We start from the raw sequence: 13,201 nt of genomic DNA, 5'->3' as shown, positions 1-13,201 counted from the left end.
CAAGGGGACTTGAGTGAAGCAGGTTGTTCAGAACTACAAGAGCGGCGAGCTGGCGGTGCTCGACGTTCCGGTGCCGGTGTGCAAGCCGGGCGGTGTGCTGGTCCGCAGCGCCTACTCGCTGATCTCCACCGGCACCGAGCTCATGAAGGTGTCCGAGGCCGGCATGTCGATGCTGGGCAAGGCCCGCTCCAGGCCGGACCAGGTGGCCAAGGTCATGCAGAGCGTGGCCACCAACGGGGTGCCCGCCACCTACCGCAAGGTGATGGGCAAGCTGGACTCCTACACGCCGCTGGGCTATTCACTGTGCGGGGTGGTCGAGCAGGTCGGCGCCGGGATCGACGACGTGAAGGTCGGCGACCTGGTGGCCTGCGCCGGCAACGAGCACGCGTTGCACGCCGAGCTGAACTGGGTGCCGAAGAACCTCTACGCCTCGGTGCCGGACGGCCTCGCGCCGCGCCACGCGGCCTTCGGCACCGTCGGGTCGATCGCGATGCAGGGCGTCCGCCAGGGCGAGCCGCAGCTCGGCGAAGTGGCACTCGTCATCGGCCTCGGCCTGATCGGTCAGCTGGTGGTGCAACTCCTCACCGCCTCGGGAGTTCGTGTCGTCGGCGCCGACCCGGACCCGGCGCGCTGCGAGCTCGCCGCGCGCCTGGGCGCCGCGGCCTGCGGCGATCCCGGGTCCGCGGCCGTGGAAACCGCCGTCGCCGAACTCACCGGCGGTCACGGCGTGGACCAGGTGTACCTGGCCGCCGGCGGCGGCAGCAACCAGCCCGTCGAGCTGGCCGCCCGGCTCTGCCGGGACCGCGGCCGGGTCGTCGACATCGGAAAGTGCCGCCTGGACCTGCCGTGGAACGCGTACTACGAGAAGGAACTCGACGTCCGGTTCTCCCGCAGCTACGGCCCCGGGCGCTACGACCCGGAGTACGAGCTGGAGGGCCGCGACTACCCGATCGGCTACGTGCGCTGGACCGAGCGCCGCAACCTGGCGTGCTTCCTCGATCTCCTCGCCCGCGGCAGCGTCGACGTGGAGCCGTTGGTCTCGCACATCGCCGACTTCGACGACGCCGTCGAGACGTACCAGCGCCTGAAGGACGGCGAGTTGAAGGCCGTGGCCGTGCTGTTCCGGTACCCGGAACAGGCGCAGGACACGGCGGAGGCGGCCGCACCGGTGGTGGCGGTGCCCGCGGTGGCTGTGTCCACCAAAAGCATGAAGCCGAGTCCGGCCCGCGCCACCAGCACGCCGGTGAAGCTGGCGTTCGTCGGCGCGGGAAACTACGCGACGTCGATGCTGCTGCCGCACCTGGCACAGCGCGAGGGCGTGGAGTTGTCGACCGTCGTCACCACGACGGCGCTGTCCGCGGCCAACGCGCAGCGGAAGTTCGGCTTCGCCGAGGCGACCACCGATCTCGACGCCGTGCTCGGCGACAAGTCCATCGACGCGGTGTTCGTGGTCACCCGGCACAGCTCGCACGCCGAACTGACCCGACAGGCACTGCTGGCCGGCAAGACCGTCTTCGTGGAGAAGCCGCTGGCCCTCACCGAGGACGAGCTGGCCGGCGTGCTCGCGGCGGTGGAGGAGTCCGGCAACGACCGGCTGCAGGTGGGCTTCAACCGCCGGTTCGCGCCCCTGCTGCAGGAGGCCAGGAAGCGGTTCGGCACCCGGACCGGTCCGGCGAGCCTGCGCTACCTGGTCAACGCGGGCCGGCTGCAGCACGGCAGCTGGTACCTCCAACAGGGCACCGAGGGCTCGCGGTTCGAAGGCGAGGGCGGGCACTTCATCGACACGGCGAGCTGGCTGCTGGAGGCCGACCCGGTCTCGGTGTACGCGGTCGCCCCGTCCGGCAACGAGGACCTCCAGGTCGTACTGCGCTACCCGGACGGGTCCACCGCCACCATCAGCTACGTCACCACCGGCGCACCCGGCTTCCCCAAGGAGACGCTGGACCTCGTCGCGGACGGCAAGGTGCTGCGGCTCGACGACTTCGTCCGTGCTTCGGTGTACGGCCGTAAGAAGTGGGTCAGTTCGCGGCTGCCCAAGGCCCGGGACAAGGGCCAGTCCGCCGAACTGGCCGCGTTCATCAAGGCCGTGCGGACCGGCGGGCCGATGCCGGTGCCGCTGGAGTCGCTGGTCGCCACCACGGCGGCCACCCTCGCCGTACAGGCCGGCCTGGCCGGCGGTGTGCCGGTGACGTTGGAGCGGGCACGATGACCATGAGCGCGGGCTGGTACCTGCGGCGGCTGTCCCGGATGGGACCGCAGGAGGTCGCGGGCCGGGTGGGCGACGCGGTGCGCAGGCGGCGGTGGCGGTCGGCGCCGCCGGACTGCCCGAGCGTGCCCGGCGCCCGGTTCACCGCGGTCCTGCCCGCAGGGACGATCGCCGCCATGGCTCCGGACGCCGCGAAACGCCTCGTCGCCGAGGCGGACCGGCTGATGGACGGGCACGCCGAGTTCTTCGGGGTGGACCGCGACGACCTGGCCGACCCGGACTGGTCGTACGATCCGAAGACCGGGCGACGGGCTCCGCAGGTCTACGCCTTCGACGTGCCATACCGCGACGAGGGCACGGTCGGGGACATCAAGCAGATCTGGGAGCCGTCCCGGCACCAGTACCTCACCCAGCTCGCCGCCGCCTACGCGATCACCGGGAACGAGCGGTACGCCGAACGCGTGGCCGAGCACCTGCGCTCGTGGTGGTCGGCCAACCCACCACTGCGCGGCGTCCATTGGGTCAGCGGCATCGAGCTGGGCATCCGGCTGCTGTCCTGGGTGTGGATCCGCCGGCTGCTCGACGGCTGGCCGGGCGCGGCCGGGCTGTTCGAGGACAACCCGGTGGCGTTGAACCAGATCTGGCACCACCAGCGCTGGCTGGCCGCCTTCCCCAGCCGCGGGTCCTCGGCGAACAACCACGTCATCGCCGAGGCCGCCGGGCAGTTCGCCGCGGCCTGCGCGTTCGACTGGTTTCCCGCCTCGGAGCGTTGGCGAGCCGACGCTCTGCGGTCCCTGGATCGGAACCTGCGCAGCAACACCTACCTCTCCGGCCTCAACCGCGAGCTGGCCACCGAGTACCACGGACTGGTGCTGGAGCTCGGCCTGGCCGCGGTGGCCGAGGCGGACGCCGCAGGCGTGCAGGTCCCCGCGTCCGTCCGCCTTGTGCTGCTGCGCATGACCGACGCGCTCGCGGCCGTCGTGGACAACCGGCTCCGGCCGCCGCGCCAGGGGGACGCGGACGACGGGCACGGTCTGATCGTGGACGGCGCGGGCACCGACCGCTGGGGCTCGCTGCTGGCCACCGGGGACGCCGTGTTCGGCCGGCTCGACTGGTGGCCGACGGTGACCGGCACCGATGTGCGCACCCCGCTGCTGGCCGCGCTCGCCAAACCCACGGAACTGTCCGTGACCCGCCCGGCGAGCCGACCGGCACACTTCGCCGACGCGGGTATGACGATCCTGCGCGGCCCGGAAGAGATCTGGTGCCGCTGCGACGGTGGTCCGCACGGCTTCCTGTCCATCGCCGCGCATGCCCACGCGGACGCGCTGTCCGTGGAGGTGCGGCACGACGGGGTCGATGTGCTCGCCGACCCGGGGACGTACTGCTACCACGGGCAGCCCGAGTGGCGGCAGTACTTCCGGTCCACCCTCGGCCACAACACCCTGCAGCTGGACGGCGGTGACCAGTCCGTCTCCGGCGGCCCGTTCCTGTGGACCCGGCATGCCCGCACCCGCGTCCTGGCCGCGGACACATCCGACGCCTCCGACGGGGGGACGGCCCGCTGGTCCGCCGAGCACGACGGCTACCAGGGCTCCGTGCACCGCCGCCGGGTGGAGCTGACGGCCGCGAGCCAGGAGCTGACGGTGGTGGACGAGGTGAGCGGGTCGCGCCGGACCGTGAACCTGGCGTTCCACCTCGGTCCGGCGATCACCGCGGACCTGGTGGGGAACCGGGCACAGCTCACCTGGACCCGCGACGGCGAGGACCGCTCCGCCGTACTCGACCTGCCCGGGCAGCTGTCCTGGCAGGCGCATCACGGCGAGACCGACCCGCCGCTGGGCTGGTACTCCGCCGGATTCGGGCGCAAGGGACCCGCTACCACTCTGATCGGCACCGGCTCCACCGACGGCACGGAGGGTTTCACCACCGTGCTCGGGTTCCGCGGCTAGGGGGGGCACGTGGGGATCAAGAGGCGGCCCTGGGCGTTGGCGGTGGCACCGCTGGCGCTGGCCCTGCTGGCGGCGACCGGCTGTGACAGCAGCACGCCGGAAGCCAGTGCGAACCCGACCGCCGTGCCGACCACGTCCGGGACGCGGTCCACGTCCCTGGCCCGGGTGTGCGCCAACCCCGCGGCCGGGCCGACGAAGGCGCCGACGGGGGCGGTGACGGTCGACCCCGCGAAGGTCGGTGACCTGGTGGCGAAGACCAAGAACAGCCCCCCGAACACCACGTTCTGGCTCCGGCCGGGCAAGCACAGGCTCGACCCGGACCGTTACGCCCAGGTCGTCCCCAAGAAGGGGGACCGCTACCTCGGTGCGCCGGGCGCGGTGCTCGACGGCGGGAAGAAGAACCAGTACGCGTTCAGCGGCAACGCCGGCGACGTCACGATCCGCTACCTGACCGTGCAGCGTTTCGTGGCGCCGTCGGACGAGGGCGTGGTCAACCATGACTCGGCCGACGGGTGGGTGATCGAGGACTCGACGATCCAGGACAACGACGGTGCCGGGCTGATGGCCGGTGCCCGCCAGCAGGTCCGCGCCAACTGCCTGCGGAACAACGGCCAGTACGGCATGAACGCGTACAAGGGCAAAGGCCGTATCACCGGACTGGTGGTCGAGGGCAACGAGATCGTGGGCAACAACACCGGCGACTGGGAGCGACGCAAACCGGGCTGCGGCTGCACCGGAGGCATCAAGTTCTGGGCCGTCAATGGCGCCGATGTACAAGGGAATTGGGTGCACGACAACCGCGGAACCGGGTTGTGGGCGGACACCAACAACAACGACTTCCTCATCGAGAACAACGTGATCGAGGCCAACGACGGTGCCGCGCTGATCTACGAGATCAGCTACAACGCGATCATCCGGAACAACACGATCCGGCGGAACAACTGGGTCGAGGGCCGCAAGGCGGCCGACAGCGGCGACAGCTTCCCGTTCGCGACCGTCTACCTGTCCGAGTCGGGCGGCGAACCACGGGTCAAGGCCCGTACCGACAAGATCGAGATCTACCGGAACGTGCTGGAGAACAACTGGTCCGGGATCACCCTGTGGGAGAACGCCGACCGGTTCTGCAACAGCCCGGCCAACACCTCGTCCGGTGACTGCACGTTGCTGGTGAAGAAGACCGCCGGCTGCGCGAAGTCGGCCATCGCGAAGGCACCGCTCTATGCCGACTGCCGGTGGAAGACCCAGCGGGTGGACATCCACGACAACCGCTTCGTGCTGGACAAGTCCGTCGTCAAATGCACGGCGAAGTGCGACCGCATGGCGGTGCTGTCCAACTACGGCACCTATCCGGACTGGTCGCCGTACAAGGGCGAGAAGGTGGCCGACGCGATCACGCAGAAGCAGCACAACCGCTGGCACGACAACGTCTACGTCGGACCGTGGAAGTTCGTCGCCCACGACCCGAGCCGGGTGCTCGACTTCGAGGGCTGGCAGGGCATGCCGTACCAGCAGGACGCGGGCAGCACCCTCGACCCACGGGCCGGTGGTTGAGATGGAGGCGGAGCGCACGCCGAAGGTCGTCGGGGTGGTCTGGGGGCTGCTGGTCCTCAACACGCTCGGCTCCGCCGGGGCGAAGACCATCGTCCCGCTGCCCCGTTCCCTCATCCAGCTGGTCACCATGGGTGCTCTGGTCGCCGCGTTCACGCTGGCGCTCGCGGTCAATCTCCGGCTGCGCATCCGAGCCAGTGCGTACGTGCTCCTGCTCACCTTGCTGCTGGTGACGAGCTTGATCTCCAGCGTGCAACTGGAGTCCGGGTTCGGTGCGCTGTTCCGCTGCTTCCGGCTGACTCTCTTCGTCTGCACGCTGTGGCTGCTCAGCCGCTGGTGGGACGGTGGCCTGACGTTCGTACGGCACCACATCCGGATGTACTTCGCGGTGCTCGGGTCGGTGGCCGCCGGCCTGGTCGTCTCACCGGGCGCGGCCCTGCCCGACCTCTACGGCGGACGCCTGGTCGGCGCGTTGTGGCCGCTCACCCCGCCGCAGATCGGCCAGTACGCCGCCGTGATCATCGGGCTCACCGTGCTGCTGCTTCTGGGCCGCCGGACCGACAAGACGAGTGCGGCGGTGGTCATCGTGCCGTCGCTCGTCCTGCTCGCGCTCACCCATACCCGGACGGCCACGCTCGGCCTGCTGCTCGGGCTGGTGTTGGCGATCGGCTCGCTCCTGCTCACCAGCTCCGCGGCCCGCCGCTTCTTCACCTGGGCGGTGGTGTGCGCCACGGTGGCCGCGGTGGGGTTCGCCTCCATGCTCCAGGCGTGGTTCCTGCGCGGACAGAGCAAGGAGAACTTCTCCAGCCTCACCGGTCGGGCCAAGGTCTGGGACGCCCTGCTGTCCGCGCCCCGGACGACCGGGGAGAAGTTGTTCGGCGTGGGCCTGGGCGACAAGTCGTTCGGCGGGCTGCCGATCGACAACAGCTGGCTGGCCGTCTACAACGAGCAGGGGCTGATCGGCGTCACCCTCGTCGCGGCGATCATCATCGTGCTGGGCGGCGTCGCGTTGCTGCGGCCACCGTCGCTGCAGAGGGCCTGCGCGATCTTCCTGATCAGCTACTGCGCGATCGCGTCGTACACCGAGGCCGGCCTCGGCGACGCCTCGCCGTATCTGCTGCATCTGGCCCTGGCCGCCTCGCTGTTGGCGACACCTGCCAAGGCCACCCCCCTCGCGCTGCCCGACGTCCCCCGACGACGCGTCCCGCGCTGGGCCCAGAGAGCAGAGGTGAGGTGAGCATGCACATCCTCGTGGTGCACAACCGCTACGGCTCGGCGCAGCCGAGCGGAGAGAACAAGGTCGTCGACCAGGAGGTGGAGCTGCTGCGTGCGGCCGGCCACCGGGTCGAGATGTTCGAGCGACGCAGCGACGACATCGGCGCCATGTCCCTCCTCGCCAAGGTCGCGGTGCCACTGCGGGTGCCGTGGAACCCGGCGGTCCGCGCGGAGCTCACCGCCCGGCTGCGCACCGAGCGGCCGGACGTGGTGCACGTCCACAACGTCTTCCCGCTCCTGTCGCCGGCGGTGCTGGCCGCCTGCGCCGACGCCGGCGTGCCCGCCGTCGCCACGCTGCACAACTACACCCAGGTCTGCCCGCCCGGCACGCTGCAGCGGGACGGCCGGCCGTGCACCGAGTGCGTCGGGTCCGCGCCGCTGCCCGCCGTCCGGCACGGCTGCTACCGGAACTCCCGGCTGGCGACGGTGCCGCTCGCGGTCAGCCTGTCGGTCAACCGGCGACGGTGGTGGTCCGGCGTGGAGCGGTTCTTCTGCATCTCCGAGGCGCAACGCGACGTGCTGGTGCGGTCGGGGATGCCGCCCGAGCGGCTGGCGGTGAAGCACAACTTCGTGCCCGACCCGGGCACGCGCCGGACGGACGCCGGTGAGCATGTGCTCTATCTCGGCCGGCTCGCGGAGGCCAAGGGCGTGCGGCTGCTCATGGCCGCGTGGGACGAACTCGCCGCCGACGGCGGGGTGGGCGTGCCGCTCGTGATCGCCGGTACGGGGCCGCTGGAGCCGGAGGTGACCGCCTGGGCGGCCGGCCGGGACGACGTCCGGTACGTCGGCCTTTATGACACGGCCCAGTGCCAGGAGGCCATCGCGCGGTCGGTCGCCGTGGTGGCTCCCTCGACGTGGCTGGAGGCGTTCGGCCTGGTGGTCGTGGAGGCGATGGCGGCCGGGGTCCCGACCGTCGCCGCCGGTCACGGCGCCTTCGTCGAACTCGTCGAGGACGGGGTGACCGGGCTGCTGCACCGGCCGGGCGAGTCCGCATCGCTCGCGTCCTGCATACGCCGGATCGCGGCCGATCAGGACCGCAACCGGGAGATGGGCCAGGCGGCCCGGCGCCGTTACGAGCAGGGGTTCAGCCCGGCCGTCGGCCTTGAGCGCCTGGTGGAGGGGTACCGCACCGCGATCGCGGGTCGGTCCGGCGGCGGGGACAGCGCGCCGCCGATAGGGACGGAATCAATGGGGGGCAGTAAATGACACGTTGCCGACTGTGCGGCTCGGCGGCGCTGGCGAGCGTCGTCGACCTGGGGGCGACCCCGCCGTGTGAGAGCTTTCTCGCCGCGGACCAACTGGACCTGCCGGAACCGGCGTACCCGCTGCACCTGCGGGTCTGCACCGACTGCTGGCTCGCGCAGATCCCGCCGCTGATCACGCCGGAGGAGACGTTCAAGGAGTACGCGTACTTCTCCTCGTACTCGACCTCCTGGGTGGAGCACGCGCGTACGTTCGTCGCCGACGCCGTACAGCGGGTGGGTCTCGGCACCGACGGATCCGAGGCCTTCGTGGTCGAAGTCGCCAGCAACGACGGGTACTTGCTGAAGCACGTGGTGGACCGGGGGATCCGCTGCCTCGGCATCGAGCCGTCGGTGAACGTCGGCGCCGCGGCGCGGGACGCGGGTGTGCCCACGCTCACGGAGTTCCTGTCCCCGGACACCGGATCGGCCGTCCGCGCCGAGCACGGCCCGGCGGATCTGGTCGTGGCCAACAATGTGTACGCGCACATCCCCGACGTGGTCGGGTTCACCCAGGGGCTGCGTGCCCTGGTCGCCGACGACGGCTGGGTCTCCATCGAGGTGCAGCACCTGCTGACCCTGATCGAGGAGAACCAGTACGACACGATCTACCACGAGCACTTCCAGTACTACACGGTCGCGTCCGCGATCCGGGCGCTGGCGAGCGGCGGACTCACGCTCGTGGACGTCGAGTTGCTGCCGACGCACGGCGGGTCCATCCGGCTGTGGGCCCGGCCGGCCGAGGTGGCCGGCGAGCCGAGCGGGAAGGTGGCCGAGGTCCTTGACCGGGAGAAGGCCGCCGGGCTCCAGGACCTGTCCGGGTACACCGAGTTCTCCGGCCGGGTGGCCAAGGTGCGCCGGGACCTCCTTCGGTTCCTCATCGAGGCGGCCGAGCGCGGTGAGACGGTCGTCGGCTACGGCGCCCCGGGCAAGGGCAACACCCTGCTCAACCACTGCGGCATCCGGCCCGACCTGCTCTCGTACACGGTCGACCGCAACCCCTACAAGCACGGCAGGTTCACCCCGGGCACCCGCATCCCGATCCTGGCACCCGAGCGGATCGCCGCCGACAAGCCGGACTACGTCCTGGTCCTTCCGTGGAACCTGCGGGCCGAGCTGACCGAGCAGTTGTCCTTCGTACACGAATGGGGCGGCCGACTCGTGTTTCCCATTCCGGAACTGAGCATTGTCGAGGTCAAGCGATGAAGGTCGTCCTGTTCTGCGGCGGTTACGGGATGCGGATGCGCAACGGAACCTCCGACGACGTGCCGAAGCCGATGGCGATGGTCGGCCCACGCCCGCTGATCTGGCACGTCATGCGCTACTACGCGCACTTCGGGCACACCGAGTTCATCCTGTGCCTCGGGTACGGGGCGCACCACATCAAGAACTTCTTCCTCAACTACGAGGAGACGACCTCCAACGACTTCGTGCTGCGGGGCGGGCGGACCGAGCTGCTGTCCACCGACATCGCCGACTGGACGATCACGTTCGCGCAGACCGGCATCGAGTCGCCGATCGGGGAGCGGCTGCGACGGGTGCGGCATCATCTGGACGGCGACGAGATGTTCCTCGCCAACTACGCCGACGTGCTCACCGACGCCCCGCTGCCGGAGATGATCGACCGGTTCGCCCGACGCGATGCCGGTGCGTCGATGATGGTGGTGCCGCCGCAGTCGTCGTTCCACTGCGTGGACCTGGGCGAGGACGGCCTGGTGGGGGGCATCACCGCGGTGAGCGACATGCCGCTGTGGGAGAACGGCGGCTATTTCGTGCTCCGCCAGGAGGTCTTCGACCACATACCGGAGAACGGGGACCTGGTCGCCGACGGATGTGCCCAACTGGCCAAGCGCGGACGGTTGGTGGCGCATCAGCACCGCGGCTTCTGGAAGCCGACCGACACCGTGAAGGAGCGGGCGGCGCTCGACGACGCGTACGCCCGGGGCGACCGCCCGTGGGCCGTGTGGGAACAGGACGGCGCGGGGACGAGCGCGACCGGCGGCAGGCACGGCGCCGGAGCGAGGGCGTGATCCGGCTCGGCGCCGCGCGCCTGGACCGGATCGCCGCGGTGGGCGCGCACTGCGACGACATCGCCATCGGCGCCGGCGGCACGCTGCTGACGATGTGCCTCGCGCGGCCGGGCATCCGCGTCGACGCGCTGGTGCTCTCCGGCGGTGGCAGCGAGCGGGAGCAGGAGGAGCGGGCCGCGCTCGCGGCCTTCTGCCCGGGCGCCGATCTGCGCCTGACCGTGCTCAAGCTGCCGGACGGCCGGATGCCTGCGCACTGGGACGAGGCCAAGGCCGCGGTCGAGGAACTGCGTCTGCAGACCGAGCCGGACCTGATCCTCGCCCCGCGTACCGATGACGCGCACCAGGATCACCGCGGCCTGGCGCAGCTGCTGCCCACCGCGTTCCGTGACCACATGGTCCTCGGCTACGAGATCGTCAAGTGGGACGGCGATCTCGGCCGTCCGTCGGCGTACCAGCCGCTCTCGCCGGAGATCGCCGAACAGAAGGTCCGGCTGCTGCAGGAGCACTACCCCTCGCAGCGGCACCGGCCCTGGTACGACCGGGAAGCCTTCCTCGGCCTCGCGCGGATCCGCGGCATCGAATGCCACGCGCGCTACGCCGAGGCGTTCGCCGTCACCAAACTCACGCTCAACCTGGGGAACTGAACTATGCGCGTACTACTGACCGGACACCAGGGCTACCTGGGCACCGTGATGGCCCCGGTCCTCAAGGCCGCCGGGCACGAGGTCGTCGGCCTCGACGCCGGCCTGTTCGCCGACTGCGTGCTGGGCGAGCCGCCCGCGGACCCGTCCGGGCACCGGGTGGATTTGCGCGACGTCACGGCCGAGCACGTGGCCGGGGTGGACGCCGTGATCCACCTGGCCGCGCTGTCCAACGACCCGCTGGGATCGCTGGCGCCGGACCTCACGTACGACATCAACCACCACGCGTCCGTGCGGCTGGCCCGGCTGGCCCGTGACGCCGGAGTGCGGCGCTTCCTGTACGCGTCGACCTGCTCCGTCTACGGCGCCGCAGGCGGGGACGACCTGGTGACCGAGGACGCCCCGCTGCGCCCGGTGACGCCGTACGCGGAGTCCAAGGTACGGGTGGAGGACGACCTGCACGCGCTGTCCGACGGCGACTTCAGCCCGGTGTTCATGCGCAACGCCACCGCCTTCGGCTACTCGCCCCGGCTCCGTGCCGACATCGTGCTGAACAACCTGGTGGGCCACGCGCTCCTGTCCGGCGAGGTCCTCGTGCTCTCCGACGGCACCCCCTGGCGCCCGCTGGTGCACGCCGCCGACATCGCACGGGCCTTCACGGCCGCGCTGACCGCGCCGCGGGAAGCGGTGCACGACCGGGCGTTCAACATCGGCAGCGAGGTCAACAACGTCACGGTCGCCGAGATCGCCGAGCAGGTCGCCGAGGCGGTGTCCGGCTCGAAGGTGGTGATCACCGGGGAGACCGGCGCCGATCCGCGGTCGTACCGGGTGGACTTCTCCCGGTTCCGCGCCGCGCTGCCGGGCTTCGACTGCGAGTGGACGGTGAAGCAGGGCGCGCTCGAACTCGCCGACGCCTACCGGAAGTTCGGGCTGACCCGGGAGGACTTCGAGCGACGGTTCACCCGGCTTGCCGTGCTGCGGGCGGCGACCGAGGCCGGCACCGTCGACGACACCCTGCGGTGGCGCCGATGACCACGGCCGGGGAGGAGATGCACGCGCTGGTGGAGCGGCTGTACCCGCTGTGCCGGAGCATCACCGGCGACGGTGTGCGCGCCACCCTGGAGATCGTCGGCGAGTACCTCCCGCTGCGGGTGCACGAGGTGCCGACCGGGACCCAGGTCCTCGACTGGACGGTGCCGCAGGAGTGGAACATCCGGGACGCCTACATCGCCGACACCGCCGGCAATCGGGTCGTCGACTTCGCCGCGTCCAGCCTGCACGTGCTCGGCTACAGCGTGCCGGTGGCGCGGACCATGCCGCTCGCCGAGCTGCGCGAACACCTGCACACCCTTCCGGACCACCCGAGTTGGGTGCCGTACCGCACCAGCTACTACACGCCGGAATGGGGATTCTGCCTGGCCCAGGAGACCTTGGACGCGCTGCCGGACGGCGAGTACGAGGTGCGCGTCGACTCCACGCTCGAAGACGGCCACCTCACCTACGCCGAGCATGTGATTCCCGGTCAGGTCCCCGACGAGGTCATCGTCTCCTGCCACGTCTGCCACCCGTCGCTGGCCAACGACAACCTGGCCGGCATCGCGGTGGCGACGTTCCTGGCCCGGGCGCTGGCGCAGGAAACGCCGTACTACACCTACCGGTTCATCTACGCTCCCGGCACCATCGGGGCAATCACCTGGCTGGCCCGCAACGCCGAACGGATCGAGCGGGTCAAGCACGGCCTGGTGCTGGCCTGCGCCGGCGACTCGGGCCGACTGACGTACAAGCAGAGCAGGCGCGGCGACGCGGAGATCGACCGGGTGCTGCGTCACGTGCTGACCGCATCCGAACGCCCGCACCACGTCACCGAGTTCACCCCGTACGGATACGACGAGCGGCAGTACTGCTCACCCGGCTTCAATCTGGGCGTGGGATCGCTCAGCCGGACCCCGTACGCCGGGTACCCCGAGTACCACACCTCGGCGGACAACCCGGACTTCGTCTCCCCGGAGGCGATGGCGGACACGCTCGCCGTCTGCCGCGAGGCGTTCGCCGTCCTCGACCGCAACCGGCGGTACGTCAACCTCAGCCCGTACGGCGAACCACAACTGGGCCGGCGCGGGTTGTACGAGTCGCTCGGCGGCCGCAGCGACGCCAAGCAGGCCCAGATGGCCATGCTCTGGGTGCTCAGCCTCTCCGAAGGCGAGCACAGTCTGCTGGACGTCGCCGAGCGGTCCGGGCTGCCGTTCGACACCGTCGCCGCCGCGGCCGACGCCCTGTGCGGCGCCGGGCTGATCAAGGCATGACGCCG

The 13,201-nt window shown here is 70.8% G+C and carries 10 protein-coding genes; all 10 read left to right on the top strand.

The window, feature by feature from the left end; genetic code table 11:
* The first annotated feature begins 13 nt into the window (after positions 1-13).
* From ABZX90_RS38985 to ABZX90_RS38940, 10 genes are read left to right on the top strand one after another with little or no spacing between them, the layout of a single operon-like run.
* Positions 14-2,209: a bi-domain-containing oxidoreductase gene (locus ABZX90_RS38985; protein WP_355213060.1), complete on the top strand. Its 2,196-nt coding sequence runs from the start codon at positions 14-16 to the stop codon at positions 2,207-2,209.
* Complete coding sequence (locus ABZX90_RS38980) at positions 2,206-4,158, top strand: alginate lyase family protein (protein WP_355213058.1); 1,953 nt, start codon at positions 2,206-2,208, stop codon at positions 4,156-4,158. The genes ABZX90_RS38985 and ABZX90_RS38980 overlap by 4 nt, the downstream gene beginning before the upstream one ends.
* A 9-nt stretch (positions 4,159-4,167) precedes the next feature.
* A complete protein-coding gene (locus tag ABZX90_RS38975) occupies positions 4,168-5,709 on the top strand; it encodes a right-handed parallel beta-helix repeat-containing protein (RefSeq protein ID WP_355213056.1) in 1,542 nt (513 codons plus the stop codon).
* 1 nt (position 5,710) lies between these two features.
* A complete protein-coding gene (locus ABZX90_RS38970) occupies positions 5,711-6,943 on the top strand; it encodes an O-antigen ligase domain-containing protein (RefSeq protein WP_351134109.1) in 1,233 nt (410 codons plus the stop codon).
* A gap of 2 nt (positions 6,944-6,945) precedes the next feature.
* Entirely contained in the window at positions 6,946-8,187 is a 1,242-nt protein-coding gene (locus ABZX90_RS38965) for a glycosyltransferase family 4 protein (protein WP_355213054.1), read from the top strand.
* Positions 8,184-9,428, top strand: coding sequence for a class I SAM-dependent methyltransferase (locus ABZX90_RS38960; protein WP_355213052.1), 1,245 nt, complete (start codon positions 8,184-8,186; stop codon positions 9,426-9,428). The genes ABZX90_RS38965 and ABZX90_RS38960 overlap by 4 nt, the downstream gene beginning before the upstream one ends.
* On the top strand, positions 9,425-10,252 hold the full coding sequence (locus ABZX90_RS38955; RefSeq protein ID WP_351134073.1) for a glucose-1-phosphate cytidylyltransferase: 828 nt from the start codon (positions 9,425-9,427) through the stop codon (positions 10,250-10,252). The genes ABZX90_RS38960 and ABZX90_RS38955 overlap by 4 nt, the downstream gene beginning before the upstream one ends.
* Entirely contained in the window at positions 10,249-10,896 is a 648-nt protein-coding gene (locus tag ABZX90_RS38950; protein WP_355213050.1) for a PIG-L deacetylase family protein, read from the top strand. Before ABZX90_RS38955 ends, ABZX90_RS38950 begins: the two co-directional genes overlap by 4 nt.
* Positions 10,897-10,899: 3 nt before the next feature.
* Complete coding sequence (locus tag ABZX90_RS38945) at positions 10,900-11,925, top strand: SDR family oxidoreductase (RefSeq protein WP_355213048.1); 1,026 nt, start codon at positions 10,900-10,902, stop codon at positions 11,923-11,925.
* On the top strand, positions 11,913-13,196 hold the full coding sequence (locus tag ABZX90_RS38940; RefSeq protein ID WP_355213046.1) for a DUF4910 domain-containing protein: 1,284 nt from the start codon (positions 11,913-11,915) through the stop codon (positions 13,194-13,196). The genes ABZX90_RS38945 and ABZX90_RS38940 overlap by 13 nt, the downstream gene beginning before the upstream one ends.
* Positions 13,197-13,201 lie beyond the last annotated feature (5 nt).

The sequence above is a fragment of the Streptomyces sp. NPDC002935 genome (assembly GCF_040611295.1).
GTDB lineage: Bacteria > Actinomycetota > Actinomycetes > Streptomycetales > Streptomycetaceae > Streptomyces.
The sequence above is the reverse complement of the archived record's forward strand: the minus strand, read 5'-3'. Positions and strand labels throughout refer to the sequence as shown.

What these genes read in the sequence shown, in the direction of transcription:
- ABZX90_RS38945 (WP_355213048.1), top strand. Translation starts at nt 10,900, where the DNA reads ATGCGCGTACTACTGACCGGACACCAGGGCTACCTGGGCACCGTGATG.
- ABZX90_RS38955 (WP_351134073.1), top strand. Translation starts at nt 9,425, where the DNA reads ATGAAGGTCGTCCTGTTCTGCGGCGGTTACGGGATGCGGATGCGCAAC.
- ABZX90_RS38980 (WP_355213058.1), top strand. Translation starts at nt 2,206, where the DNA reads ATGACCATGAGCGCGGGCTGGTACCTGCGGCGGCTGTCCCGGATGGGA.
- ABZX90_RS38965 (WP_355213054.1), top strand. Translation starts at nt 6,946, where the DNA reads ATGCACATCCTCGTGGTGCACAACCGCTACGGCTCGGCGCAGCCGAGC.
- ABZX90_RS38970 (WP_351134109.1), top strand. Translation starts at nt 5,711, where the DNA reads ATGGAGGCGGAGCGCACGCCGAAGGTCGTCGGGGTGGTCTGGGGGCTG.
- ABZX90_RS38960 (WP_355213052.1), top strand. Translation starts at nt 8,184, where the DNA reads ATGACACGTTGCCGACTGTGCGGCTCGGCGGCGCTGGCGAGCGTCGTC.